This is a genomic window from Enterobacter sp. BNK-34 (assembly GCF_048684445.1).
GTDB classification, from domain to species: Bacteria; Pseudomonadota; Gammaproteobacteria; order Enterobacterales; family Enterobacteriaceae; genus Enterobacter; species Enterobacter pseudoroggenkampii.
Genome location: NZ_JBLQUA010000001.1, coordinates 3,245,783 through 3,271,585, shown reverse-complemented (window position 1 = coordinate 3,271,585; position 25,803 = coordinate 3,245,783). Strand labels below are relative to the sequence as shown.

The following is a 25,803-nucleotide window of genomic DNA, read 5'->3' as shown; positions in this document are numbered from 1 at the left end:
ATCGCCAAAAGCCGATCCGGACGGGTCATTACCAGTCGAAAAAACTACCTTTACTCATCGTATGAAATTTAACGCTGAATAACATTTGCATGAACCGACGATTATACCACTCCAGATATATGTAACAGATTATTACAAACGTATTGCCAGATGGGGCAGGATAGTGAACATTACCCGCCGTTTCTCCTCCCAATATAACTATAAGGCGTATCGACTACGGCCATCACGCTATGAACACCCCCATTAATATGGGATGTAAAAAAAGAGGTATATGTGTCTACTGCAAACAATAAACCAACAGATGAAAGCGTGAGTCTTAACGCTTTTAAACAACCTAAAGCGTTCTATCTCATCTTCTCTATCGAGTTATGGGAGCGTTTTGGTTATTACGGCCTGCAAGGGATCATGGCGGTTTACCTGGTAAAACAGCTGGGTATGTCCGAAGCCGATTCCATCACGCTGTTCTCTTCCTTCAGTGCTCTGGTGTACGGTCTGGTCGCGATTGGCGGCTGGCTGGGCGATAAAGTCCTCGGGACTAAACGCGTCATCATGCTGGGCGCCATTGTCCTGGCGATTGGCTATGGTCTGGTGGCATGGTCAGGGCATGATGCCGCTGTCGTGTATATGGGTATGGCGACGATTGCCGTCGGTAATGGTCTGTTCAAAGCGAACCCGTCCTCTCTGCTTTCGACCTGCTACAACAAAGACGATCCGCGCCTGGACGGTGCATTTACCATGTACTACATGTCCATCAACATCGGTTCGTTCTTCTCTATGCTGGCAACTCCATGGCTCGCGGCGAAATTCGGCTGGAGCGTGGCATTTGCACTGAGCTTCGTGGGTATGTTGATCACCGTGGTGAACTTCCTGTTCTGCCGCAGCTGGGTTAAAGACTACGGTTCAAAACCTGACTTCGAGCCTGTGCATATGGGCAAACTGCTGGCCACCATCGTGGGCGTTGTTGTCCTCGCGGCCATCGCCACCTGGCTGCTGCACAACCAGGGTATCGCACGTGCCGTTCTGGGCGTGGTTGCGCTGGGTATCGTGGTCATCTTTGCAAAAGAAGCATTCGCCATGCAGGGTGCGGCCCGTCGCAAGATGATTGTGGCGTTCATTCTGATGCTGGAAGCGATTATCTTTTTCGTGCTGTACAGCCAGATGCCAACTTCACTGAACTTCTTCGCCATCCGTAACGTAGAGCACTCCATTCTGGGTATCGCGTTTGAACCTGAGCAGTTCCAGGCACTGAACCCGTTCTGGATCATGATTGGTTCCCCAATTCTGGCCGCTATCTATAACAAGATGGGTGACCGTCTGCCGATGCCGCACAAGTTTGCGCTGGGTATGGTGCTGTGTTCTGGTGCCTTCCTGGTACTGCCACTGGGTACCAAATTTGCGTCCGACGCAGGTATCGTTTCCGTTAACTGGCTGATCCTGAGCTACGCGCTGCAGTCTATCGGCGAGCTGATGATCTCCGGCCTGGGACTGGCCATGGTTGCGCAGCTGGTTCCTCAGCGTCTGATGGGCTTCATCATGGGTAGCTGGTTCCTGACCACTGCCGGTGCGGCAATCATTGCGGGTAAGATTGCTAACCTGATGGCTGTTCCGGAAAATGTAACCGATCCACTGCTTTCCCTGAACGTCTACGGTACCGTGTTCATGCAGATTGGTATCGCGACTGCGGTAATTGCCGCTCTGATGCTGCTGACCGCGCCGAAACTGAACCGTATGACTCAGGACGACGACAAGACCGCTAAAGCGACAAACACCGCTACCGCGTGATTTCCGTGAGAAACGACTGACCAGAAGCCGCTAATGCATTAGCGGCTTTTTTTTTATCCGTTTGCGCACTAACATAGCTGAAACCTCAGCAAAAAGGAGTTACCGATGAAACTGTTCTACAAACCGGGTGCGTGCTCTCTTGCTTCCCATATCACCCTGCGCGAGAGCGGCAAAGATTTCACGCTGGATGGCGTTGACCTGATGAAAAAACGTCTGGAAAACGGCGATGATTTTCTTGCCATCAACCCGAAAGGACAAGTTCCGGCGCTCTTGCTGGACGACGGTACTCTGCTGACTGAAGGCGTGGCGATTATGCAGTTCCTGGCCGATAGCGTACCCGATCGCCATCTGCTGGCGCCGGTCAGTACCATTTCGCGTTATAAGACGCTGGAATGGCTAAACTACATTGCCACCGAGCTGCACAAAGGCTTTACCCCCCTGTTCCGCCCGGATACGCCGGAAGAGTTCAAACCGACCCTGCGCGCCCTTCTTGAGAAAAAGTTGCAGTATGTTAACGCGTCGCTGAAAGACGATCAGTGGATTGCAGGTTCGCGCTTCACGATTGCCGACGCATACCTGTTCACCGTGCTGCGCTGGGCGCGCGCGGTTAAGCTTAACCTGGAAGGGTTAGACCATATTGCAGCGTATATGAAACGCGTGGCAGAGCGTCCTGCGGTGGCTGCAGCGCTGAAAGCGGAAGGGTTGAATTAACCGAGCAGACTGTGTTGCCGGGTGGCGCTGACGCTTACCCGGCCTACGAATTCCGTAGGCCCGTGCAAGCGCAGCGCCGCCGGGCGGTGTTTAAAGCTGGGTTGCGCTGAAATAGTGCTCCGGCTTCGCGATACGATCCTGTGCCGCGACCACTTGCAGTTCATATTCCTGCATCTCTTTCGTCGCAATCATGATTTCGTACACCGCCGCAGTAACATGCTCGAGCGCGTCGCGCATTGTCGCCCCTTGCAGTAATTTCACCAGCAGCAGACCGCTGGTGACATCTCCGACCCCAACCGGCTGGCGCTGGCCAAAATCCACCAGCGGACGGCTGATATGCCAGGCATCCTCTTTCGTCACCAGCAGCATCTCAAAACGGTCCTGGCTCATCGCTGCGCGCGCAAGGTGTTTTACCAGCACAACGTCAGGCCCCAGCGCGATAAGCTCGCGGGACGCGCTTACGGCCTCTTCTACGCTGTTAACCGGACGCTCGCAGAGAATTTCGAGTTCGACCAGGTTTGGCGCAATGATATCGCTGGCGGGCAGCGCGTGACGGACGTGAAACTCTGCAACGCCTGGCGCCACGATGCAGCCTTTCTCCGGATGGCCCATGACGGGGTCGCAGAAGTATTTTGCCGACGGGTTGGCGGCTTTCACCTGGCGCACGATACCGAGGATATGCTCCCCCTGCTCCGCTGAGCCAAGGTAACCGCTCAGCACGGCGTCACAGCGTTTGAGCTGGTCGATATCGGCAATACCCTGCACAACCTCAGTGAGGTGCGAAGGGGGCATCACGCAGCCGGTCCATTTGCCGTATTGCGTGTGGTTAGAGAATTGCACGGTATTAAGGGGCCAGACGTTGACGCCGAGGCGACGCATCGGGAATTCCGCGGCGCTATTGCCAGCGTGTCCAAAAACAACGTGGGACTGAATGGCGAGGATGTTCTTCATTTTTTTCTTACCAAACCCTGAAAAAACAAAAGGGGCGTGGTTTCCCACGCCCCTGAAGACTGTTAATTACTTCCAGCAGACAAGGCAGTAATTTTTCTTGCCGCGACGCAGCAGCGTGTAGCGACCATACAGACGATCGCCGTCAACGAAGGTGTATTCCGGGTCGGCCTGCTTCTCACCGTTGATGGTGATAGCGTTAGACGCGATGGTTTTACGCGCCTGACCGCGGGAAGGCTGGAGCTCGGAGTCCACCAGCGCCTGCATCAGGTCAGCCCCTTTTTCCATCTCAACCATCGGCACACCGTCCTGCGCCAGCTGTTCGAAGTCCGCTTCGCTCAGATCGCTCAGGGTACCGTTGAACAGGCTTGCGGTAATGCGTTTTGCCGCGGCCAGACCTTCTTCACCGTGAACCAGTTTGGTCACTTCGTCCGCCAGCACGTACTGAGCGCGCGGTGCTTTACCGCTGTTCTTGTCTTCTTCTTCCAGCGCGTTGATCTCTTCAATGTCCATAAAGGTGAAGAACTTCAGGAAGCGGTAAACATCGGCATCCGCCGTGTTGATCCAGAACTGGTAGAACTTGTACGGGCTGGTTTTCTTCGGATCGAGCCACACCGCGCCGCCTTCGGTTTTACCGAATTTGGTGCCGTCGGCTTTGGTGATCAGCGGAACGGTCAGACCAAAGACCTGATTCTGGTGCAGGCGACGGGTCAGGTCGATACCGGAGGTGATGTTACCCCACTGATCGGAACCGCCAATCTGCAGGGAAACGCCGTGCAGTTTGTTCAGGCAGGCAAAGTCATACCCCTGCAGCAGGTTGTAGGAGAACTCGGTAAAGGAGATACCCTGGTCGTCGCGGTTCAGACGCTGCTTCACGGCCTCTTTGTTAATCATCTGGTTAACAGAGAAGTGCTTGCCGATATCACGCAGGAAGGTCAGCACGTTCATGCTGCCAAACCAGTCGTAGTTGTTCGCGGCAATGGCGGCATTATCACCACAGTTGAAGTCGAGGAACGGTGCAACCTGTTTGCGGATCTTATCTACCCACTCCTGCACGGTATCTTCGGTATTCAGTTTACGCTCAGCGGCTTTAAAGCTTGGGTCACCAATCAGACCGGTCGCGCCACCCACCAGGGCAACAGGCTTATGGCCCGCCATCTGGAAGCGTTTCAGGCATAACAATGGAACAAGATGCCCCAAATGCAAGCTGTCAGCGGTGGGATCGAAGCCGCAATAGAGCGCGATCGGGCCTTGCGCCAGTCGCTCTGCTAACGCTTCCTCGTCCGTCACCTGGGCCACGAGGCCCCGCTCTTGCAATTGTTTAATCAAGTTACTGCTTGCCATCAAATTCTCCATGTATAAACGACTGCACCTTTGCCGGTACACGACTTTTCGCCTGATGCGAAAGGACCATAGAATAAAGCGCAAGCGCGGTGTGCGCTAGCGCTTAAATCAACAAATTTCGGGGATTACGGTGCCAGTCTGTCGATTTTCCAGCCGCCATTCTCGCGCTGGTATAAAAAGCGGTCGTGCAGGCGGTGTTCGCCCCCCTGCCAGAACTCCATCTGCTCAATCGGGATACGGAAACCGCCCCAGAAACTTGGCAGGGGAATTTCACCCTGCTGAAACTTCTGTTTCAGCTCCAGGAATTTACTTTCAAGCACGCCGCGGGCGGAAATTCGGCTGGACTGTTTTGATACCCAGGCGCCAATCTGGCTGTCACGCGGGCGGCTGTGGAAATACTTCACCACTTCCAGCGTCGAGAGACGTTCCGCTTTGCCGGTGACCATCACCTGACGCTCCAGCATATGCCACGGGAACAGCAGGCTGATGCGCGGATTATTTTCTAAATGGTGCGCTTTGCGACTGCCAAGGTTGGTATAGAACACCAGTCCTTTCTCGTCATAATGCTTTAGCAATACGATGCGCTGATACGGTTGACCGTTTTCATCTACCGTCGCGACAACCATGGCCGTTGGATCGGCGAGTTTCGCTTCGCAGGCCTGTTTCAGCCAGCGTTCAAAAAGCACGAGGGGTTCAGCGGGCAGATCCTGGCGACGCAGGCCGCCTTTTGTGTATTCACGGCGCAGATGCGCAATTTGCTGCAGTTCATCGTTATCTGACATGGCGTTAGCTGACATTGAGAGTGGGTGGCGCTATTGTGCGCCGCCCCTGTAAAAATCTCAACGCTTCGGGTTTTCGAGCTGGCAATTGTTCAGCACAATGCGGTCGCGCTTGTAGACCGTGGCGCTGTCGCCTTTCGACCAGAAGACGTAGATACCGTCGGAGTAACGTGCGCCGGAGGCCGACATACCCTGCTTCAGCGTCAGCAATTTATTGTCGTAAACAAAGCTGGCTTCCTGACGTGGATTATTCAGCTTCACGGTCAACGGTTTTTCGTCGCAGCGATACTCCAGCGTATCGGTCTGCATGCGCTCAAGGAACTGGTTATAGACGCTGCATCCTGACAGCAACAAAGGGGCGGCAATAAGAAGAAGTTTTTTCATGGGCGTATTCCGAAGACTTTCCTGGTCCTGGAGGGCATGGCTGCCCCCCTGTTTCGTTCCATTCTAACGACGACGCGCCGCGCTGAATTTCAGTTAACTCTGATTATGACGAGGATTGGCCGGGAAAATCGCCCCAAGGACGCTCGCTTCACGCGCACCGGTTACCGACGGCAAGTTGCCCGGCAGTCCGGCAATGGTGCGCCAGGCGAGCCATGCGAAGGCCAGCGCCTCCATATCATCACCGCTGATGCCGGCCTCATCGGTCGTGGTCACTTCGGTACCCGGCAGCAGCCCGGCAAGACGCGCCATCACTAGCGGGTTACGGCTTCCTCCGCCGCACACCAGCAGGCGCTCACACCCACCGCTGAGCAGAACCTGTTCGGAGATCGACACGGCCGTCAGCTCAGCAAGCGTCGCCTGGACATCCTGCGGCGCGAGCGCCGGGAATGGCGCCAGCTGACGTTCAAGCCAGCCCAGGTTGAAGTATTCACGCCCCGTGCTCTTAGGGGCCGGCAGGGCAAAATAAGGATCGCTTAGCATCGACTGCAGCAGCGGAAGAATCACTTTCCCTCCGCTCGCCCACTCCGCGTTTTTATCATACGCTTGGCCGCACTGACGCCAGATCCAGGCATCCATTAGCATATTGCCCGGACCGGTATCGTAGCCGCGGACCGGCTGTCCAGGAATAAGCATCGACAGATTGGCGATCCCACCAATGTTAAGCACCATGCGCCGTTCTGAAGGGTGCGCCAGTAACGCCTGATGGAACGCGGGCACCAGCGGCGCGCCCTGTCCGCCAAGGGCGATGTCGCGACGACGGAAATCGCCTACTACCGTCACGCCCGTCTTCGCCACAATCTGGTTGTTATCGCCGATTTGCAGAGTATGCGGGGCCTCTCCGATGGGCTCATGCCAGACCGTTTGTCCGTGACACCCGATGGCCACCACATCCTGCGGGCGAAGACGTTCTTTTTGCATCAAAGCCTGCACCGCATCCGCAAACAGCGCTCCCAGGCGGACATCCAGCTGTCCAAGCTGGGAGAGGGTCAGCTTCTGCCCCTGACAGATACTCAGAATATCCTCTTTCAGTGAAATGGGGATTGGCCAGGTCAGGCTCGCCTGCTGTGCCACCATGTTTTCGTCAATGGCGGCCAGAACGACATCTACCCCATCCAGACTGGTGCCTGACATCACACCAATGTAGCGACCCGATTTCATGCGCTTTCCTTACGTTGCGTGGGCTAAGGATATCCACTCAACCATAAACGGCGCCGCTTTGCCATCCGGCAATAATATTTTTTAACAATGTCAGACGGGTAACACAGGCGGACCTGTTTATGTCTCGTTAAGTCAAATTCAAGTACAATTTTCCTATTGTTAATGCAAAGATATGAACTATGGCTCCTTATGCCATATAATTTAGCCATAACGGATGCCCTCAATCGGGCGTTTTTGGTGAACAGGAGATTCAAATGATTTTACGTGTACTGGGCGTTTCGCTGATTGGTTTAACTCTGGCTGGCTGTGTGAATGACAGTTCACTTTCTGGCGACGTTTACAGCGCTTCTGAAGCGAAACAAGTTCAGAACGTGACTTACGGTACCGTTGTTAACGCACGCCCTGTACAGATTCAGGGTGGCGATGAAAACAACGTGATGGGCGCAATTGGCGGTGCCGTCCTGGGTGGTTTCCTGGGTAATACCGTCGGCGGCGGCACGGGTCGCTCTCTGGCAACAGCCGCAGGTGCCGTTGCGGGTGGCGTAGCCGGCCAGGGCGTTCAGGGTGCGATGAACAAAACCCAGGGCGTAGAGCTGGAAATCCGTAAAGACGACGGCAGCACGATCATGGTTGTTCAGAAACAAGGCAGCACCCGCTTCTCTGCAGGCCAGCGCGTTGTGCTGGCGAGCAACGGAAGCCAGGTGACCGTTTCCCCACGTTAATTAAAAGTGGATGTGGTCCTCGGGCCACATCCATTTACAATATATATCACTCTCACAAATATAATTACAAAATACATTCACCTCATCCATTATTAATCACGCCTTATATTGTTTCTGCGCAAAGTATTTATTGCACTAATTGATTAGACTCTTCGCAACCATCTTCTCTTTATTCATTATAATTTGTAAAAATTCTATGCTTGCGAATCGTCGCGCTCTAACGAGCCGTTATATTACGTTCTGTCTCGGTTGCCTTGTTGTTATCGAGATATTACACGCGCTTTTTTTAAAACTCGTTGAATGGGTTCCGTCCTTTTCACCACTTTTATTCCCTACGCTCACCATTTTTCTTCTGGTGTTTCACCTGTTTATTGCCTGTTTTATGGCAATGAAATACTGGTGTGACAAAAGACGGTTGTATCTGGTCGCAATCGCCTTTGCCTTTGCCGGGTCCGCACTGCTGATGGTCGGAACGCTGACCAGCTTCCCCGCCTGGCTGGATCTCTATCAGTTCAACGTCGTGAACTACAACGATGCGATGATCTACTATATGTTCCGCCACTTTTTAATGGCGGTGCTGTTTATCGTGGCAGCAATACTCTATCCCATGCGCGATTACCCTCTTTCACGGTTGGCGCATATCTCAATTGTGAGCGGGGCGTCTCTTTTTACCGCCTGTGCAGTGGGACTGGCCTGGATATATTCCAGCCACTCACCCTTGTTATCCATTGACCTGGTTGATAATGAAACCCGGCAGTTTATGGTCCTCTGGAGCCATTGCATTAATATATCTTTAATTGTTTTCTGGGTGATAACATTAGTAGCGCTGATGTTTGTCACGCGCGTGCGCAATTTATTCTGGGTAGGCGGAAATTTTCTGTGCGTTTGCTATATCGTCACGCTTTCAATGCTGTTAGCAGGTGGACATGCCGAAGATATCTCCTGGTACCGCGCCCGGTTATTTGAAACTGTCGCCACGCTGCTGATTATTTTTGTTCTGCTTTACGATGTCTTCAGACTGTATCGCGACTCGCACGTAAAATATCAGCAGTCGTATCAGAACTCGATCCGCGACCCGCTCACGCGCCTTTATAACCGCAGCTATTTTTATGAATCGTTAAACCAGGCGCTGGATATCGCCAGACCCAATCGCCCCGTTTCCGTCATCGTCAGCGATCTCGATCGCTTCAAGCGTATTAACGACACCTACGGACATCTCCAGGGCGATAAAGTCCTGCAGTTTGTCGCCAACCTGCTAATGGATTCCGTGCGCCCGCAGGACATCGCGGCCCGTATCGGCGGTGAGGAGTTTGTGCTGATGCTGGCCAACACGTCGTCAGACTCCGCGTACCAGGTGGCCGAGCGCATACGCATGAAGCTAAGCAGCTTTGATAAAACCAGCAGCGGCGGTCAGTTGCCGGAGCCCATCACCATCAGTATGGGGGTGTTTACGGCAACGTCATCAACGATAACCGCAGAAACGTGCGTGGAAAGTGCCGACAAGGCGATGTATGAAGCGAAGGAGACGGGTCGTAACCGTGTGGTCGTCTTTAAGTAAAAAAAGGCCTTGCTGCTGCAAGGCCTTATTGTTTGTCAGTCTCGCGACTGCAGCTCATGGATGTTTTGCTCAAGACGCCCAATGAGGCTGATGAGCATTTCCAGCTCCGCCGGTGAAACGCCTGACAGGATTTCACCGCGCGTCTTGGTAATCACGGCTTCCATTTCCGTGATGATAGGCGCAGCTTTTTCGGTGAGTTTAATCCGTTTCGCACGACGATCGCTCGCGCAGGTTTGCCGCGAGATCAACCCCTTCTCTTCCAGCTGGTCAAGCGTGCGCACCAGCGACGGTTGCTCAATGCCTATCGCTTTTGCCAGTTGAATTTGCGACTGATCGGGCGGCAGCTGATGAATGTTGTGCAGCGTGACCCAATGCGTCTGTGTGAGTTCCAGAGGTTTCAGGCGATGGTCAATCAGAGCACGCCAGACGCGTACCAACCTTGCCAGATCAGAACCTAATGGCGATTCCAATTTCATCTCCTTATAATTAGCTTGCTAAGTTATTATACTGATTTTAGAATAGTGTGCAGCATTTGTATTGCCAAAACAAATGCAATACTGCATTCATCGAACTTAAAAGTATGACTTACACTGAATTGTGATGCTTCATCATACTATGACAAGCCAACGCGGCATTCTGTTCACTGCAAAGGATTTCTGCCCGTGACGTTTTTTCATCGCTCAGAGGGGTTACCCCTTCAGGACCTGATCTTCGGTGCGTCAGTCTACTTTCCCCCCCTGTTTAAGGCCGTGCTGGTGGGCTTTATTCTCTGGCTCATCGCGCATCGTCTGCTTCGCGACTGGATGTATTCCGGCGAAATATGGCATCCCATGCTGATGGATCTTTCCCTGTTTGCCCTCTCCGTATGTCTGGGCCTTGCTGTCTTGATGGTGTGGTGACTATGCCTCTGAAAACGCTGAAGTACTTTTCCACCCTGTTTGTCCTTGCCCTCGCGCTGGTTGCAGGCTGGTGGATGTGGAATTTTTATATGCAGTCGCCCTGGACGCGTGACGGTAAAGTTCGCGCTGAACAGGTCAGCATCACCCCTCAGGTGTCGGGAAGTATCACGACGCTACTGGTTAAGGATAACCAGTTCGTCAAAAAGGGAGATGTTTTATTCCGAATTGACGACACCCCGTACCACATTGCGATTCTGAACGCCGAGGCGCAGCTGGCGAAAGCCCAGTCTGACCTGGCAAAGGCCAACAACGAGGCCAACCGCCGCCGTCACCTGTCGCAAAACTACATCTCAGCGGAAGATTTAGACACCGCGAATATCAACGTTAAGGCCATGCAGGCGAGCGTCAACGTGGCGGAGGCGACGCTGAAGCAGGCGCAGTGGCAACTGACCCAAACCGTGATTACGGCACCGGTCGATGGATGGGTGACCAACCTCTCCGCCCGCGTGGGAAACTACGCCACTACCGGCCAGCCAGTTTTTGCCCTCGTCGACAGCCACTCCTTCTACGTCGTGGGCTATTTCGAAGAGACCAAGCTTCGCCATATCCGCGAGGGATCCCCCGCCGCGATTACGCTTTACAGCGGCTCGCAGAAGTTACAGGGTCACGTATCCAGCATTGGCCGGGCCATTTACGATCAAAGCGTTGAAACAGATTCCGGGCTGGTGCCGGACATTAAGCCGAACGTGCCCTGGGTGCGCCTGGCCCAGCGCGTTCCGGTTCGCGTAGAATTTGACCGTTTACCGCAGGACATTACCCTGGTCTCCGGCACCACCTGCACCGTCTCCATCGGAAACCGGTGATGAAGCTGCCGGCACTCTCCTGGCACAACACCCCGTGGATGAAAGCGACGCGTCCCCAGTGGCGCTACGCGCTGCGTAACGGCATTGCCATGTGCCTGGCGCTGACCGTCGCCTACTACCTGAACCTGGATGAACCCTACTGGGCGATGACGTCTGCCGCGGTGGTGAGTTTTCCTACGGTCGGCGGGGTAATCAGTAAAAGCCTTGGCCGTATCGCAGGCAGCCTGCTCGGCGCCACCGCGGCGTTAATTATCGCCGGCCATACGCTGAACGATCCGTGGCTGTTCCTGCTGAGCATGGCGGCGTGGCTGGGGTGCTGTACCTGGGCCTGCGCCCATTTTACCAATAACGTCGCCTACGCTTTCCAGCTGGCGGGCTATACCGCCGCCATTATCGCCTTCCCGGTCGTCAACGTACTCGACACCACCGAGCTGTGGGATATCGCGCAGGCGCGCGTCTGTGAAGTCATTGTCGGGATCCTCAGCGGCGGCTTCATGATGATGATCCTCCCCAGCACCTCCGACGGCACCGCGCTTATCACCGCCCTCAAGACCATGCACACCCGGCTGCTTGAGCACGCGAGCCTGCTGTGGCAACCGGATACCAGCGATGAGATCCGCCTCGCGCATGAAAAGGTGATCGGACAGATCCAGACGATGAATCTGTTGCGTATTCAGGCGTTCTGGAGCCACTACCGCTTTCGTCGTCAGAACACCTTGCTAAATTATTTGCTGCACCAGCAGCTGCGTATGACCAGCGCCATCTCCAGCCTGCGCAGAATGCTGCTCAACTGGCCGACGCCGCCGGAAAACACCCGTGCCGTCATCGAAACGCTGCTCGCGGCTCTCGCGCGCCCGGATGCGGACATCTACACCGTTGCGAAGATCATCGCCCCGCTCGCCCCGGTTGATGAGTACGACTATCGCCATCGCGCCTTCTGGCAGCGTCTGAATTACTTTTGCCGACTATACCTGCGCAGCAGCCGCTGGATTAACGCGGTTGAGAATGCCACGCCGGTCACGGAGTTCAACGTGCCCGGGAGCCCGGCTCTCGCCCGCCATACCGACTACCTCGAAGCGCTGTGGAGCGGTTTTCGCACCTTCTGCGCGCTGATGCTGGTGGGGGCGTGGAGCATCACCACGCAGTGGGAGTCCGGTACGGCGGCCCTGACGCTTGCCGCCATCAGCTGCGTGCTTTACTCCGTCGCGGCCTCGCCGTTCAACTCGCTGACGCTGCTGCTGCGCACCCTGGTGCTGCTGTCATTGTTCAGTTTTGTGGTGAAGTTTGGCCTGATGGTGCAGATAAGCGATCTGTGGCAGTTCCTGCTTTTTTTGTTTCCCCTGTTAACCACCATGCAGCTTCTTAAGCTGCAAATGCCAAAACAGGCGGGCCTCTGGGGACAGCTGATTGTCTTTATGGGCTCGTTTATCTCCGTGACCAATCCGCCGGTGTACGATTACGCCGATTTTCTCAATGACAACCTGGCGAAAATCCTTGGCGTGGGGCTGGCGTGGCTGGCTTTCGCGGTGTTGCGTCCCGGCTCCGATGCCCGCAAGAGCCGCAGGCATATCCGGGAGTTACGCCGGGGGTTTGTCGACCAGCTCAGCCGTAAACCGCATCTGGGTGAAAACGAGTATGAATCGCTGGTGTATCACCACGTCAGCCAGCTCAATAACAGCCAGGACGCGCTGTCCCGACGCTGGCTGCTGCGCTGGGGCGTGGTGCTATTGAACTGCTCGCACGTGGTCTGGCAGCTTCGCGCGTGGGAAACGCGTTCCGATCCGCTGTCGCAGGTTCGTGATGTGTGTATTTCCCTGCTGCGCGATGTAATGAGCGAGCGCGGTGTCCAGCAGCGGCCGCTGGCAGCCACGCTAAATGAACTGCAGCGGATCTGCGATACGCTTGCACGCCATCATCTGCCCGCCGCCCGTGATTTGGCCTCGATAATCTGGCGGCTGCACTGCTCGCTGTCGCAGCTGGAGCAGGCCCCACCGCCGGGTACGATTGGGGATCAGATCACGCCGCAGGCATAGCGCGCCCCGCCGCCGCCCAGCGGTTTAGGCTGATCGGACATATTGTCGCCGCCAACATGAATCATCAGCGCTTTGCCTTTGACTTCATCCAGCTTTTTCAGACGCGGCGCGACAACGGGATCGGTGGCTTTACCGTCGTTATTAACCACCAGCACGGGCAAATCGCCTAAATGCCCCATTCCATCCGGGCCTTCATGCTTGCCGGTATGCTGCGGATCGAGGTGACCCCCTGCCGCTTCTGCTGCTGACGCTTTACCCTCTTTTAATGCGGGCTGACAGCTGCCTTTGGCGTGAACATGGAAACCATGCTCACCGGGAGGGAGTGCTTTGAGGTTGGGAGCGAACTCCAGCCCTTTGTCGGTTTCCGTGATTTTCACCGTACCGATGGACTGACCCACACCCTGAGAGGTGACGAGATTCATTTCCACTTCGTCGCTGGCTGCCTGCGCCCCTGCGCAAACAACCAGCGCGACCATTGCCAGAGCAAAACGCTTCATATGACCTCCGCGGGTTATTTTTTGCCCCTTAAGTGTATACCAGGGGCAAAGATTTCACCGGAAAGTCACCTTCTGGCGGTTTATGGCACGTCGTAACCCAGCGCGGCTTTGCGGATGCGGAACCACTGCTGGCGGGTCATCTGCAGCTCTTCAGCGGCCAGTGCAGAACGCACGCGTTCTATTTTGCCGGAACCAATAATGGGCAGCGGTTTTGACGGCAGACGCAGGATCCAGGCGTAAACCACCTGTTCGATGCTCTCCGCGTTCAGCTCGCGGGCGATAGTGTCCAGTTCGTTGCGCAGCGGCTGGAATTCATCATCATTAAACAGGCGTCCGCCTCCCAGGCACGACCAGGCCATCGGGCGAATACGCAGCTGTTGCAGCTGGTCGAGGGTACCGTCCAGCAGCAGCGGCTGGTGTACCGGGGAGATCTCCACCTGGTTGGTGGCCAGGGTAAACGGCAGCCGAGACTGAAGCAGCGCAAACTGTGCCGGGGTAAAGTTGGAAACGCCAAAGTGACGCACTTTCCCACTCTGATGCAGGTTCAGGAAGGCTTCCGCCACCTCATCGGCATCCATCAGCGGATCCGGACGGTGGATTAACAGCAGGTCGATACGATCGGTCGCCAGATTGACCAGCGACTGCTCGGCGCTCTTGATGATATGCGCGCTGTCGGTGATGTAATGACCGATGGCGTGTTCTGGTTTTGCCGTGGTGGCAATTCCACACTTCGTGACGATCTCCATGCGATCGCGGAGTGCCGGAACCAGCTTGAGCGCCTCGCCGAACGCGGCCTCGCACTGGTAGCCGCCGTAAATATCCGCATGATCGACCGTGGTGATGCCCAGATCGATATGCTCTTCAATAAAGATCGCCAGCTGGAGGGGGGACATATTCCAGTCCATCAGGCGCCAGTAGCCCATCACAAAACGGGAGAATTCTGGCCCCTGGGGGGCAAGGGTAATTCGCTGAACCATAACATTTTCCTCAAGGACGTGATGTCATGAGTATACGCAATTACCGTGTTAAAAAAGTGAAGGTTGCTGGGGTTCTTCGGTCTCACCGGCTTTGTTTGCGCGTATTTTGCGCAGAAGACGCTGACGGCAGAGGCGTAATACCTCCTGCTTCTGCGTGTCGCTAAAGTTTTGCCAGTTAAAACGCTCATCGCGGGTACGCATGCACCCGCGGCAATATCCGCGTTCATCCACCTGACAAATCCCCCGGCACGGGCTCTGGATGGGGAAAAACTCCAGCTGCTCTGCCACACTCACCTCCGGATAACCACTCTCACCTACAGTGAAGACGCTAAACGCGCCACGTGCAAGGCCTGTACCACAGATTTGTGGCATTAAGGTTTCACTAATCTTCCCTCTTTATACTCGGCCCATCATGATAATGACAGGTTCATCGATCGATGTGGTTAATCAAAAAGTTACAATGTAACGACATTAAATTTACTCTGGGCTGTGCACTCTTCTTTACGCTAATCAACGGGCTGTTTATCCAGCGCAGCTGGGCCATTATTGCCCCTGCGCATCTGCACGACATCTTCTTTGCCGCGTCCGTACCGCTGGTGCTGTTTTGCGGCTGGGTGATTGTCTTTAGCCTGCTGAATATCCCCTATATCCGCAAGCCGCTGCTGATTGTATTGACGATCGGATGCGCCGCGGCAACCTACTTTATGTACACCTACGGCGCGGTGATCGATCAGAACATGATTGTGAACGTGTTCGAAACTAACTCTCAGGAAGCGACGGCCCTGGTGACCCCGCAGATGATTCTGTGGATTGTCATCGCTGGCCTCGTGCCTTCCGTGGTGCTGGCGTTGACCCGTATTCGTACCGGAAAATGGTGGTACGCGCTGCTGACGCGTGTGGCCGCGATGCTCGGCGCTCTGCTGGTGATTATCCTGATTGCCGCGCTGTTTTATAAAGACTACGCGTCGCTGTTCCGCAACAACAAAAGCATCGTCAAAATGGTCACCCCGGCGAACTATGTCAGCGCCGTGGTGAAGTACAGCAAAATGCGCTGGTTTGCTGGCGATCAAACGCTGGTGCGTATTGGTGAAGATGCCCATAAAGGGCCACTGATTACCGGTCAACAAAAGAAAACCGTTCTGGTACTGGTCGTTGGGGAAGCCTCTCGCGCGGCGAACTACTCCCTTAATGGTTACGATCGTGAAACGAACCCGGAGCTGAAAAAGCAGGATGTGATTAACTTCCCGCAGGCTTCCTCATGCGGTACCGAAACCGCGGTTTCCGTTCCGTGCATGTTCTCGGGCATGACGCGCAGCAAATACGATGCCGACCTGGCTCACCATCGCGAGGGGCTGCTCGACGTGCTCAAGCATGCGGGTGTCAACCTGCTGTGGCGCGACAACGACGGCGGCTGTAAAGGCGCCTGCGATCGCGTGCCCCATACCGACATGACGCAGTGGCAGTTGGATCAATTCTGCAAAGACAAATCCTGTATTGATGATGTGAATTTCTACCGTCTGGACAACGTGCTGGATGGTCTGAAGCAGGACACGGTGCTGGTTATCCACCTGATGGGCAGCCACGGTCCGGCGTACTATCGCCGTTACCCGGACACTTTCCGGAAATTCACCCCAACCTGCGACACCAATGAAATTCAGGATTGCGATCATCAGGCGCTGATGAATACCTATGACAACACCATCCTGTATACCGACAGCATGGTCAGCAAAACCATTGATGCGCTGAAAGCCCGTCAGGCGAGCATGAACACCGCGCTGATTTATCTCTCCGATCACGGTGAATCACTGGGTGAAAGCGGTATTTATCTGCACGGTACACCGTACATGCTGGCGCCGGAGCAGCAAACGCATATTCCATTTATGTTCTGGCTGTCACCGGATTACGCGAAAAACTTTGGCATCAACGAACAGTGTTTGCGTGACCATGCAGCAAAAAATGCGGTTTCTCAGGACAATTTGTTCTCGACCGTGCTGGGTATGATGGACGTGAAATCAATGGTTTATCAACAGCAGCTGGATATACTGAGCGCATGTCGTCAGTAAACTCGCTTGCATTAGACCGAACGGTCTATTAGAGTGCGGCCATGAGCAGAAATACTGAACACGATACCCGCGAACATCTACTGGCGACCGGCGAGCAACTTTGTATGCATCGCGGGTTTACCGGTATGGGGTTGAGCGAGTTATTAAAAACCGCTGAGGTACCGAAAGGGTCGTTTTATCACTACTTTCGGTCCAAAGAGGCCTTCGGCGTAGCGATGCTGGAGCGTCATTATGCTGGCTACCACCAGCGTCTGGCGACCCACTTTGCATCGGGTGAAGGTAACTACCGGGATCGTGTTCTGAACTACTATCAGGAAACGCTGAACCAGTTCTGTCAGCAGGGCATTATCAGCGGTTGTCTGACCGTTAAACTGTCTGCAGAAGTGTGCGATCTTTCTGAAGATATGCGCACAGCGATGGATAAAGGTGCCCGCGGCGTGATCGCCCTGCTGGCTCAGGCGCTGGAAAAAGGCCGCGACGAAAAAACGCTGGCCTTTACCGGCGACCCCTTGATGCAGTCTCAGGTGCTCTATTCCCTCTGGTTAGGGGCCAACCTGCAGGCAAAAATTTCGCGCAGTGCCGTGCCGCTGGAAAGCGCGCTGGCACATGTGAAAAACAGCATTACTGCGCCTGACGTATAATGGGCGCTTTTTATTTACCTTATTACTAGTCGACTGGTCTACTCAGGAGTCTTTATGTCAGCTGAAAAACTGTTTACCCCATTGAAAGTAGGTGCCGTCACGGCGCCAAACCGCGTGTTCATGGCTCCGCTGACCCGTCTGCGCAGCATTGAGCCGGGTGACATCCCAACCCCACTGATGGGTGAATACTATCGTCAGCGCGCAAGCTCTGGCCTGATCATCACCGAAGCCACGCAGATTTCTGCTCAGGCTAAGGGTTATGCGGGTGCGCCGGGTCTTCACAGCCCGGAACAGATCGCCGCATGGCAGAAAATCACCGCGGGCGTCCACGCTGAAGAGGGTCGCATTGCGGTCCAGCTGTGGCATACCGGTCGTATCTCTCACAGCAGCATTCAACCTGGCGGCCAGGCACCGGTCTCCGCTTCGGCCCTGAGCGCCAATACCCGTACGTCCCTGCGCGATGAAAACGGCAATGCGATCCGCGTGGATACCTCTATGCCGCGTGCGCTGGAGCTGAACGAAATCCCGGGGATTGTTAACGACTTCCGCCAGGCCGTGGCAAACGCCCGTGAAGCCGGGTTTGACCTGATTGAGCTGCACTCCGCGCATGGCTATCTGCTGCACCAGTTCCTGTCGCCGTCGTCTAACCATCGCACCGACCAGTACGGCGGAAGCGTCGAAAACCGCGCCCGTCTGGTGCTGGAAGTGGTGGATGCGGTATGCAAGGAGTGGAGCCCGGACCGTATCGGCATTCGCGTTTCCCCAATCGGGTCTTTCCAGAACGTCGACAACGGACCGAACGAGGAAGCGGATGCTCTGTACCTGATCGAAGAACTGGCTAAACGTGGCATCGCTTATCTGCACATGTCCGAGCCTGACTGGGCCGGCGGTAAGCCTTACACGGATGCTTTCCGTCAGAAAGTGCGCGAGCGCTTCCACGGCGTGATCATCGGTGCAGGCGCCTATACCCCGGAGAAAGCCGAAGACCTGATCGGCAAAGGGCTGATTGATGCTGTCGCGTTTGGCCGCGACTACATCGCCAACCCGGACCTGGTTGCTCGTCTGCAGAAAAAAGCAGCGCTCAACCCGCAGCGTCCGGAAAGCTTCTACGGCGGCGGCGCGGAAGGCTACACCGACTACCCTTCTCTGTAATCTCGCCATTGTTCATTGATAGCGGCGATATTTCGCCGCTATACTAAAACATCGTTTCTGTTCAAAAAGACAGTCTATTTCATTGGTTAATGAGGAAATTATGCGCCTACTTCACACCATGCTGCGCGTTGGCGACCTGCAACGTTCTATCGATTTCTACACTAAAGTCTTGGGCATGAAGCTGCTGCGCACCAGCGAAAACCCTGAATACAAATACTCGCTGGCGTTCGTGGGTTACGGCCCGGAAACGGATGAAGCGGTGATCGAGCTGACCTACAACTGGGGCGTTGACAGCTATGAGCTGGGCACGGCCTACGGCCACATCGCGCTGGAAGTGGACAACGCGGCCGAAGCGTGCGAGCGCATTCGCAGCAACGGCGGTAACGTCACGCGCGAAGCGGGCCCGGTAAAAGGTGGCACCACCGTGATTGCATTTGTGGAAGATCCCGACGGTTACAAAATCGAGCTGATTGAAGCCAAAGACGCCGGTCGCGGTCTGGGCAACTGATCCCTCAGGGCGCAACGTGCGCCCGTAGTTTTACTGCATCCCCCCGCAAAATTTGCCATAATGCGCTCTGCTTTTTCCCCATGTAAGAGACCCTGATGTCCGATAACGCTCAATTTAGCGGTCTGTGCGACCGTTTTCGTGGTTTTTATCCCGTTGTCATTGATGTAGAAACAGCCGGATTTAACGCTAAAACCGATGCGCTGCTCGAAATTGCCGCCATCACGCTGAAGATGGATGAACAGGGCTGGCTTACACCGGACACCACGCTGCATTTCCACGTTGAACCTTTCGAAGGGGCAAACTTACAGCCGGAAGCGCTGGCGTTTAACGGTATCGATCCGCATAACCCGCTGCGTGGTGCAGTAAGTGAATATGACGCGCTGCACGCCATTTTTAAAATGGTGCGTAAAGGCATGAAAGAGAGTAACTGCAGCCGCGCCATTATGGTGGCCCATAACGCCACCTTCGATCACAGCTTTACCATGGCCGCCGCCGAGCGCGCGTCGCTTAAACGCAACCCCTTCCATCCTTTTGTCACCTTCGACACCGCCGCGCTGAGCGGCCTGGCGCTGGGACAAACGGTGTTATCAAAGGCCTGTATTACGGCTGGCATTCCGTTCGACGGCACGCAGGCGCACTCCGCGCTGTATGACACGGAGCGTACCGCAGAGCTGTTCTGTGAGATCGTCAACCGCTGGAAGCGTCTGGGCGGCTGGCCGCTGCCGATGGATGACAGCGAAGAATAAAAAAAAGCGACCTTATCTGGTCGCTTTTTTATTTCCGCAGAAAATTACTCTGCGTCCGGCTCTTCCGTTTTGTACTTCGCTGCCGTCTCTTTGATCAGCTGCTGCAGTTCGCCGCGCTGATACATTTCAATCAGGATATCGCAGCCGCCAACCAGTTCACCGTCTACCCACAGCTGTGGGAACGTCGGCCAGTTCGCGTACTTCGGCAGTTCAGCGCGGATGTCCGGGTTCTGCAGAATATCAACGTAAGCAAAACGCTCACCACAGGCAGACAGCGCCTGAACCGCTTGCGCGGAGAAGCCGCAGCTTGGCAGCTTTGGAGAACCTTTCATATACAGCAGAATCGGGTTTTCAGCGATCTGGCGCTGGATTTTTTCAATAGTGGTGCTCATGTCTTGCTTCCTTTAACTTCTGTTACGGCATTCGTCTGACATTGTAGCGGTTCAGACTGGCATCGGAAAATAACATTTTTGTCACGTTTATACATTCTACTCCGAGTCAGGAAAAGTTGCATTGCAAATGGTGTTTACCCCTGCGGCGGTCAGGGTTTTGCTTAGGGAATGGGCAAATGAGCGACAGAACGATGAATTTTTTTGCACTTGCTTACGAAACACGATTGTAGATTGAAAAATGCTATTAACTTTCTGGCTTTTTATAGATTAGAATCGACGGGCTTTGTAAATCACACGCGGGTATTATTGATGACCTGCATTAATCAGGGGACTGCCCAGTGGCGCGGATAAATAAAATCTCGATCACGCTCTGTGCTTTACTGTTTACTTCACTCACTTTCACGCCAGTGGCAAACGCCTCTCAGCAGGCGCGGCATTCTGCTGTACAAAAAAACCATCTGGTGAAAGCCACAGAACGTAAGAAAAAAACCACCGCTAAGAACGACAAGAAAAAAACACCGGCTCAGACGAAACAGACCGCTTCCAGCAAGACGAAAACCAAACCTTCCCGTACTGCCCACTCCGCCAAAAGTAAAGCTTCGCAAACCGCCGCTAACCTTGTTACTGAAAAATGCATCACGCGTAAAGGCCATAAGGCGAAATGCACGAAGGTCACGAAAATAGCGGAAGTGCATAAAGTGCGCGTACAGAAAGCGCAAAAAACCGCGATGAACAAACTGATGGGGCAGATTGGCAAACCCTATCACTGGGGTGGCAGCTCGCCGCGTACCGGCTTTGACTGCAGCGGCCTCGTCTATTACGCCTATAAAGATCTGGTCAAGTTCCGCATTCCTCGTACCGCTAATGAGATGTACCACCTGCGCGATGCCTCACCGGTTGACCGCGGTGAGCTGGAAAACGGCGATCTGGTATTCTTCCGCACTCAGGGTCGCGGCACGGCTGACCACGTCGGCGTCTATGTCGGCAACGGAAAATTCATCCAGTCACCGCGTAGCGGCCAGGATATTCAGATCACCTCTCTCAGTGAAGACTACTGGGTACGCCATTACGTCGGCGCACGTCGCGTAATGACGCCGAAAACCATTCGCTAACCCCTACCCTGCCACACCCGTGGCAGGGTAAGTTCCTCTTTTGCATACCCTTTCAATTTGCTATCCTGTCCCTGTTGTCTGTGTGGTTATTGGCAACGCAAAATACAATAAGGAGAGAAGCAATGTCGTTCGAATTACCTGCACTACCGTATGCAAAAGACGCCCTGGCACCGCATATTTCTGCGGAAACCCTGGAATATCATTACGGCAAGCATCACCAGACGTACGTCACTAACCTGAACAATCTGATCAAGGGCACCGATTTTGAAGGCAAAACGCTGGAAGAGATCGTCCGCAGCTCAGAGGGTGGCGTATTCAACAACGCGGCTCAGGTGTGGAACCACACCTTCTACTGGCACTGCCTGGCGCCAAACGCCGGCGGTGAACCTGTCGGTGAACTGGCTACCGCTATCAACGCCGCCTTTGGCAGCTTCGCGGATTTCAAAGCGAAATTTACCGATGCAGCCATCAAGAACTTCGGCTCGGGCTGGACGTGGCTGGTTAAAGAGGCGGATGGCAAACTGGCTATCGTGTCCACCTCTAACGCAGGCACCCCGCTGACCACCAGCGCTAAGCCGCTGATGACCGTGGACGTATGGGAACACGCTTACTACATTGATTACCGCAACGCGCGCCCGAACTACCTGGAGCACTTCTGGGCACTGGTTAACTGGGACTTTGTGACGAAGAACTTCGCCGCGTAAGAGACACGCAGAAGGGTTCGCCCTTCTGCGTTTTTGGTTTATTCCGCAGCGCAGGCTGCTTCAGGCTGTTTACGACCCGACATCATCACCAGCAGCAGGCCGAGCGCGGCAATAATCGCCCCCATCACCGGCACAAAGCTGTACCCCAGTCCCCCTGAAATCACGGCCCCACCGGCCGCCGCACCGAGCGCGTTGCCCAGGTTGAAGGCGCCGATGTTGACCGACGATGAGAGGCCCGGCGCTTCATGCGCAACACGCATCACGCGCATCTGCAGCGGCGGCACCACGGCAAAGGTGGCGGCTCCCCAGACGACCATCGCGATCGCGGCGCCAAACTCATTACGCGCCAGCCACGGAATGGCAATCATGATGACAATCAGCAGGGTTAAGAAGCCCTTCAGCGTGCCGCTTACGGAACGGTCGGCAAATTTCCCACCGAGATAGTTGCCGATCGAGAAGCCCACGCCTATCAGCACCAGCATCGCGGTCACAAAGAGAGGCGTTGCGTGGGTGATGTCATGCAATACCGGTGAAATATAGGTGTAGAGGGTAAACATCGCCCCTGCCCCCAGCACGGTGGTGAGCAGCGCGGAGAGCACCTGCGGGCGCACCAGCACCGACAGCTCTCTGCGCACGTCAGGACGTTCACCCGCGCTGCCTTTCGGCAGGGAGAAGAACAGCGCCACCATCGCGACCACGCCCAGCCCGGCCGTCGCCAGGAATGACATCCGCCAGCCGATCGCTTCCCCCAGCCAGGTTGCCGCAGGCACCCCGCCGATGTTGGCAATCGTTAGCCCCATAAACATGGTTGCTACGGCGCTGGCCTGCTTATGTTTTGGCACCACGCTGGCAGCCACGACCGATCCCAGCCCGAAGAACGCGCCGTGGTTAAGGCTGGTCAGAATACGCGACAGCATCAGCGTGGTGTAGTCCGGCGAAATGGCCGAAAGCACGTTGCCCAGGGTGAAAATCGCCATCAGGAAAATCAGCGCATTGCGGCGCGCGCGGTGCGAAAGGAGAAGCGTCATCAGCGGCGCCCCCACCATCACGCCGATAGCATAGGCGCTGATTAACATCCCTGCCGCAGGGATCGAGACGTCCACGCCGCGGGCGATGACGGGCAGTAACCCCATCGGGGAGAATTCAGTGGTGCCAATCCCAAAAGCGCCAATCGCCAGGGCCAGCAGGGGAAAATTGATTTTCATGCGTCAACTCCGGATGCCGTGTCATGTGGTGACACAGAACAAAGAAGCGGAAAGCATGACATCAATCACAAAAAATGAGAAGTTAACAAAATGGCAAAAGATTTTTGCCAGAGAAGTAACAATCGGGTCGATCGGGAGGGAGAAGGCTCTCCCTCCGCGTAAATCAGTGCAGCGCAGCCGTCAGACCGGCCGCGACAATCAGAGCCAGCACAATAACGGTGGTGAACAGCGAAAACTTCAGATCGGAACTCATCAATTTTTCTCCTTTTAATCCCCCCACGAAAAGTGAGCCTGCTCATTTTTGCATAATTTACGTCAAAAATCTTCCTGGATTTAGGCTGATAAACACTTTACCTCTTCCCCTTTTCATCAAGATAGGACAAAATTCCACGCTAAATTTATTAGCGTACCGGCCATTGACCCCCTCCTGACGTCCCGTGTCGTTTTCCCGGCGTGCCGCAATTCAAGATTGCGTGATAAGGGTGAGAGAAGGCAAACGTTTACCTTCAAGTTTTTCAGGAGTTTAGGATATGGTCTGGAGTGACATTTAATGGCAACAATTAAAGACGTAGCAAAACGCGCAAACGTTTCCACTACAACCGTATCACATGTAATTAACAAAACCCGCTTTGTGGCGGAAGAGACGCGCAACGCCGTCTGGGCAGCGATCAAAGAGCTGCACTATTCGCCAAGTGCGGTTGCGCGCAGCCTCAAGGTTAATCACACCAAGTCCATTGGATTGCTGGCCACCAGCAGTGAAGCGGCCTATTTTGCCGAGATCATTGAAGCGGTTGAGAAAAACTGCTTCCAGAAAGGTTATACCCTGATTCTGGGCAACGCGTGGAACAGCATTGAAAAACAGCGCGCCTATCTGTCGATGATGGCGCAAAAGCGCGTTGATGGCCTGCTGGTAATGTGTTCCGAGTACCCGGAATCCGTGCTGTCGATGCTCGAAGAGTATCGCCATATTCCTATGGTGGTCATGGACTGGGGTGAAGCGCGCGCGGATTTCACTGATTCCGTTATCGATAATGCCTTCGAAGGCGGCTATATGGCCGGTCGTTATCTGATCGAACGCGGTCACCGCGAGATTGGCGTGATCCCCGGTCCGCTGGAGCGCAACACCGGCGCGGGCCGTCTGGCCGGTTTTATGAAAGCGATGGAAGAAGCGCTGATCAACGTGCCGGAAAACTGGATTGTGCAGGGTGACTTTGAGCCGGAGTCGGGCTACCGCGCAATGCAGCAGATCGTCTCCCAGCCACACCGTCCGACCGCCGTTTTCTGCGGGGGTGACATCATGGCAATGGGCGCGCTCTGCGCTGCCGACGAACTGGGTCTGCGTGTACCGCAGGATATTTCCGTGATCGGGTATGACAACGTGCGTAACGCGCGTTTCTTCACGCCAGCGTTAACCACCATTCACCAGCCGAAAGATTCGCTGGGCGAAACGGCCTTCAATATGCTGATGGACAGGATCGTCAACAAACGTGAAGAGTCGCAGTCCATTGAAGTTCACCCGCGTCTTATCGAACGCCGTTCCGTTGCGGACGGTCCGTTCCGCGATTACCGTCGTTAATCGCTTTACGGGGCCAGCTACGCTGGCTCCCGTAACCATTCCCGGTTTAGCGTTTCGCTGTCTCCCAGATAATCCAGCAGCCAGGCCATCGCAGGCGAGACATCACTTTGCTGCCAGGTCAGGCAGCAGGCCGCATCCGGGAACGGATTCTCCAGCGTCAGCTCAACCCACTCTCCGGTATCGATGCGCGGACGCGCGAAATGAACGGGCACCATCGCGACGCACAGTCCGGCGCTGAGGCACGTCGCCGACGATTCCCAGTCAGGGGCCACCACCCGCCGCTGGTTGTCCAGAAGCCAGGTGATACGCTTGGGCAATGAACGGGAGGTATCCTCCAGCACCAGCGACGGCCAGTTGCGCAGCGTATCATCGCTGAGCGGCCCCTCCATCGCCGCCAGCGGATGATCGCTTGCCACCACGCACTTCCAGCTCAGCATCCCCATATCGCGAAAGGCGTAACGTCCCCCGACCGGGATCGCCTGCGTGGCCCCGATTGCCATCTCTGCCCTGCCGTCCGCCAGCGCATCCCAGACGCCGTTGAACACCTCCTGCGAGACCCGCAGCTCGACATCTGAAAAATGACGATAGAAATCGACGATCATCTGCCGGGTACGTTCCGGCTTAACGATGTTATCCACCGCGATGGAAAGATGCCCCCGCCAGCCGTTAGCGATCTGCTGACACTGTTCGCGGGTGATCTGCATTTTTTTGATAACAGAACGCCCTTCCTTCAAAAACCACGCCCCTGCGGGCGTTAATTCCACATCACGATGGCGCCGCTCAAACAGCGGAACCGCCAGCCACTCCTCCAGCTGACGCACCGTGTAGCTGATGGCCGAAGGGACGCGGTGCAGCTCCTGCGCTGCACCGCTAAAGCTGCCGTTACGCGCGACAGCATCGACCACTTCAAGAGAATAATCTGACCACATTTTCTGCCTGCAAAAAATTTGAATGCACCCGCCAAATATTAACGTTTCACAAGCGGCTTT

28 protein-coding genes are annotated in these 25,803 nt (G+C 55.1%); 15 read left to right on the top strand and 13 right to left on the bottom strand.

All coding sequences use genetic code 11. The features are described from left to right. Window positions 1-273 precede the first annotated feature (273 nt). Window positions 274-1,782 (top strand): dipeptide/tripeptide permease DtpA, encoded by a 1,509-nt coding sequence (dtpA, locus tag ACMGG5_RS16070; protein WP_024909352.1) that lies wholly within the window; start codon window positions 274-276, stop codon window positions 1,780-1,782. Between the two features lie 105 nt (window positions 1,783-1,887). Then, complete coding sequence (gene gstA / locus ACMGG5_RS16065) at window positions 1,888-2,493, top strand: glutathione transferase GstA (protein ID WP_061715411.1); 606 nt, start codon at window positions 1,888-1,890, stop codon at window positions 2,491-2,493. A gap of 90 nt (window positions 2,494-2,583) precedes the next feature. Here gstA and pdxY read toward each other — a convergent pair whose 3' ends face one another. The 5 genes from pdxY to anmK all read right to left on the bottom strand — a co-directional run bounded on the left by pdxY (window position 2,584) and on the right by anmK (window position 7,166). After that, window positions 2,584-3,444, bottom strand: a complete 861-nt coding sequence (gene pdxY / locus ACMGG5_RS16060; RefSeq protein WP_420278158.1) for a pyridoxal kinase PdxY — start codon at window positions 3,442-3,444, stop codon at window positions 2,584-2,586. A gap of 66 nt (window positions 3,445-3,510) precedes the next feature. Next, the gene (gene tyrS / locus ACMGG5_RS16055) at window positions 3,511-4,785 is read right to left on the bottom strand and encodes a tyrosine--tRNA ligase (RefSeq protein WP_023335449.1); all 1,275 of its coding nucleotides are present in this window, start codon (window positions 4,783-4,785) and stop codon (window positions 3,511-3,513) included. A gap of 125 nt (window positions 4,786-4,910) precedes the next feature. Further along, window positions 4,911-5,567, bottom strand: a complete 657-nt coding sequence (pdxH, locus tag ACMGG5_RS16050) for a pyridoxamine 5'-phosphate oxidase (protein ID WP_024909355.1) — start codon at window positions 5,565-5,567, stop codon at window positions 4,911-4,913. Window positions 5,568-5,624: 57 nt separating this feature from the next. Continuing rightward, on the bottom strand, window positions 5,625-5,948 hold the full coding sequence (gene mliC, locus ACMGG5_RS16045; protein ID WP_024909356.1) for a C-type lysozyme inhibitor: 324 nt from the start codon (window positions 5,946-5,948) through the stop codon (window positions 5,625-5,627). A gap of 93 nt (window positions 5,949-6,041) precedes the next feature. Beyond that, window positions 6,042-7,166, bottom strand: coding sequence for an anhydro-N-acetylmuramic acid kinase (gene anmK / locus ACMGG5_RS16040; RefSeq protein ID WP_048991237.1), 1,125 nt, complete (start codon window positions 7,164-7,166; stop codon window positions 6,042-6,044). 254 nt (window positions 7,167-7,420) lie between these two features. On the opposite strand from anmK, the gene slyB reads away from it, so the two are divergent. Together slyB and ACMGG5_RS16030 are read left to right on the top strand one after the other, a co-directional pair. Next, the gene (gene slyB, locus ACMGG5_RS16035; RefSeq protein ID WP_008500578.1) at window positions 7,421-7,888 is read left to right on the top strand and encodes an outer membrane lipoprotein SlyB; all 468 of its coding nucleotides are present in this window, start codon (window positions 7,421-7,423) and stop codon (window positions 7,886-7,888) included. A 196-nt stretch (window positions 7,889-8,084) separates the two neighbouring features. Further along, the gene (locus tag ACMGG5_RS16030; RefSeq protein WP_090417237.1) at window positions 8,085-9,446 is read left to right on the top strand and encodes a GGDEF domain-containing protein; all 1,362 of its coding nucleotides are present in this window, start codon (window positions 8,085-8,087) and stop codon (window positions 9,444-9,446) included. A 35-nt stretch (window positions 9,447-9,481) separates the two neighbouring features. Here the strand turns inward: ACMGG5_RS16030 and slyA are convergent, their stop codons facing one another. Further along, window positions 9,482-9,922 carry a transcriptional regulator SlyA gene (slyA, locus tag ACMGG5_RS16025; protein ID WP_024909359.1) on the bottom strand — a complete coding sequence of 147 codons (441 nt, stop codon included), beginning with the start codon at window positions 9,920-9,922 and terminating at the stop codon, window positions 9,482-9,484. A 186-nt stretch (window positions 9,923-10,108) separates the two neighbouring features. Between slyA and ACMGG5_RS16020 the strand changes: the two genes are divergently transcribed. Genes ACMGG5_RS16020 through ACMGG5_RS16010 form a run of 3 tightly spaced genes read left to right on the top strand, consistent with a single transcriptional unit; the run spans window position 10,109 to window position 13,241 of the window. Then, complete coding sequence (locus tag ACMGG5_RS16020) at window positions 10,109-10,345, top strand: DUF1656 domain-containing protein (protein WP_024909360.1); 237 nt, start codon at window positions 10,109-10,111, stop codon at window positions 10,343-10,345. Window positions 10,346-10,347: 2 nt separating this feature from the next. Beyond that, the gene (locus tag ACMGG5_RS16015) at window positions 10,348-11,208 is read left to right on the top strand and encodes an HlyD family secretion protein (protein WP_048991240.1); all 861 of its coding nucleotides are present in this window, start codon (window positions 10,348-10,350) and stop codon (window positions 11,206-11,208) included. Next, window positions 11,208-13,241: an FUSC family protein gene (locus tag ACMGG5_RS16010; RefSeq protein ID WP_048991242.1), complete on the top strand. Its 2,034-nt coding sequence runs from the start codon at window positions 11,208-11,210 to the stop codon at window positions 13,239-13,241. Before ACMGG5_RS16015 ends, ACMGG5_RS16010 begins: the two co-directional genes overlap by 1 nt. Here the strand turns inward: ACMGG5_RS16010 and sodC are convergent. The 3 genes from sodC to ACMGG5_RS15995 all read right to left on the bottom strand — a co-directional run bounded on the left by sodC (window position 13,220) and on the right by ACMGG5_RS15995 (window position 15,003). Beyond that, complete coding sequence (sodC, locus tag ACMGG5_RS16005; protein ID WP_048030739.1) at window positions 13,220-13,738, bottom strand: superoxide dismutase [Cu-Zn] SodC; 519 nt, start codon at window positions 13,736-13,738, stop codon at window positions 13,220-13,222. The two genes, ACMGG5_RS16010 and sodC, sit on opposite strands and share 22 nt — an antisense overlap. A gap of 80 nt (window positions 13,739-13,818) precedes the next feature. After that, window positions 13,819-14,715 carry an aldo/keto reductase gene (locus ACMGG5_RS16000; RefSeq protein ID WP_420278157.1) on the bottom strand — a complete coding sequence of 299 codons (897 nt, stop codon included), beginning with the start codon at window positions 14,713-14,715 and terminating at the stop codon, window positions 13,819-13,821. 48 nt (window positions 14,716-14,763) lie between these two features. Next, window positions 14,764-15,003, bottom strand: coding sequence for a DUF1289 domain-containing protein (locus ACMGG5_RS15995; RefSeq protein WP_008500587.1), 240 nt, complete (start codon window positions 15,001-15,003; stop codon window positions 14,764-14,766). Window positions 15,004-15,152: 149 nt separating this feature from the next. On the opposite strand from ACMGG5_RS15995, the gene eptA reads away from it, so the two are divergent. The 5 genes from eptA (at window position 15,153) to rnt (ending at window position 19,825) form a co-directional block, all read left to right on the top strand. After that, on the top strand, window positions 15,153-16,778 hold the full coding sequence (gene eptA / locus ACMGG5_RS15990; protein ID WP_370883832.1) for a phosphoethanolamine transferase EptA: 1,626 nt from the start codon (window positions 15,153-15,155) through the stop codon (window positions 16,776-16,778). Between the two features lie 41 nt (window positions 16,779-16,819). After that, complete coding sequence (locus ACMGG5_RS15985) at window positions 16,820-17,419, top strand: TetR/AcrR family transcriptional regulator (protein WP_024909366.1); 600 nt, start codon at window positions 16,820-16,822, stop codon at window positions 17,417-17,419. A 54-nt stretch (window positions 17,420-17,473) separates the two neighbouring features. After that, window positions 17,474-18,571, top strand: coding sequence for an alkene reductase (locus ACMGG5_RS15980; RefSeq protein WP_090417244.1), 1,098 nt, complete (start codon window positions 17,474-17,476; stop codon window positions 18,569-18,571). Between the two features lie 100 nt (window positions 18,572-18,671). Then, complete coding sequence (gloA, locus tag ACMGG5_RS15975; protein WP_175557784.1) at window positions 18,672-19,079, top strand: lactoylglutathione lyase; 408 nt, start codon at window positions 18,672-18,674, stop codon at window positions 19,077-19,079. Between the two features lie 95 nt (window positions 19,080-19,174). After that, window positions 19,175-19,825, top strand: coding sequence for a ribonuclease T (gene rnt, locus ACMGG5_RS15970; RefSeq protein WP_024909368.1), 651 nt, complete (start codon window positions 19,175-19,177; stop codon window positions 19,823-19,825). A gap of 44 nt (window positions 19,826-19,869) precedes the next feature. Here rnt and grxD read toward each other — a convergent pair whose 3' ends face one another. Further along, the gene (gene grxD / locus ACMGG5_RS15965; protein WP_003832760.1) at window positions 19,870-20,217 is read right to left on the bottom strand and encodes a monothiol glutaredoxin 4; all 348 of its coding nucleotides are present in this window, start codon (window positions 20,215-20,217) and stop codon (window positions 19,870-19,872) included. A 338-nt stretch (window positions 20,218-20,555) separates the two neighbouring features. Between grxD and ACMGG5_RS15960 the strand changes: the two genes are divergently transcribed. Then, window positions 20,556-21,329: a C40 family peptidase gene (locus ACMGG5_RS15960; protein WP_023311354.1), complete on the top strand. Its 774-nt coding sequence runs from the start codon at window positions 20,556-20,558 to the stop codon at window positions 21,327-21,329. Window positions 21,330-21,451: 122 nt separating this feature from the next. After that, window positions 21,452-22,033, top strand: coding sequence for a superoxide dismutase [Fe] (sodB, locus tag ACMGG5_RS15955; protein WP_370883833.1), 582 nt, complete (start codon window positions 21,452-21,454; stop codon window positions 22,031-22,033). Between the two features lie 38 nt (window positions 22,034-22,071). On the opposite strand, the gene ACMGG5_RS15950 is transcribed toward sodB, so the two are convergent. Together ACMGG5_RS15950 and ACMGG5_RS15945 are read right to left on the bottom strand one after the other, a co-directional pair. Continuing rightward, on the bottom strand, window positions 22,072-23,238 hold the full coding sequence (locus ACMGG5_RS15950; RefSeq protein ID WP_061715418.1) for an MFS transporter: 1,167 nt from the start codon (window positions 23,236-23,238) through the stop codon (window positions 22,072-22,074). Between the two features lie 163 nt (window positions 23,239-23,401). Beyond that, window positions 23,402-23,491, bottom strand: coding sequence for a YnhF family membrane protein (locus ACMGG5_RS15945; RefSeq protein ID WP_020688313.1), 90 nt, complete (start codon window positions 23,489-23,491; stop codon window positions 23,402-23,404). Window positions 23,492-23,788: 297 nt separating this feature from the next. Between ACMGG5_RS15945 and purR the strand changes: the two genes are divergently transcribed. Beyond that, complete coding sequence (gene purR / locus ACMGG5_RS15940; RefSeq protein ID WP_023335431.1) at window positions 23,789-24,814, top strand: HTH-type transcriptional repressor PurR; 1,026 nt, start codon at window positions 23,789-23,791, stop codon at window positions 24,812-24,814. Window positions 24,815-24,831: 17 nt separating this feature from the next. Here purR and punR read toward each other — a convergent pair whose 3' ends face one another. Beyond that, window positions 24,832-25,743 carry a DNA-binding transcriptional activator PunR gene (gene punR, locus ACMGG5_RS15935; protein ID WP_024909370.1) on the bottom strand — a complete coding sequence of 304 codons (912 nt, stop codon included), beginning with the start codon at window positions 25,741-25,743 and terminating at the stop codon, window positions 24,832-24,834. Between the last annotated feature and the right edge of the window lie 60 nt (window positions 25,744-25,803).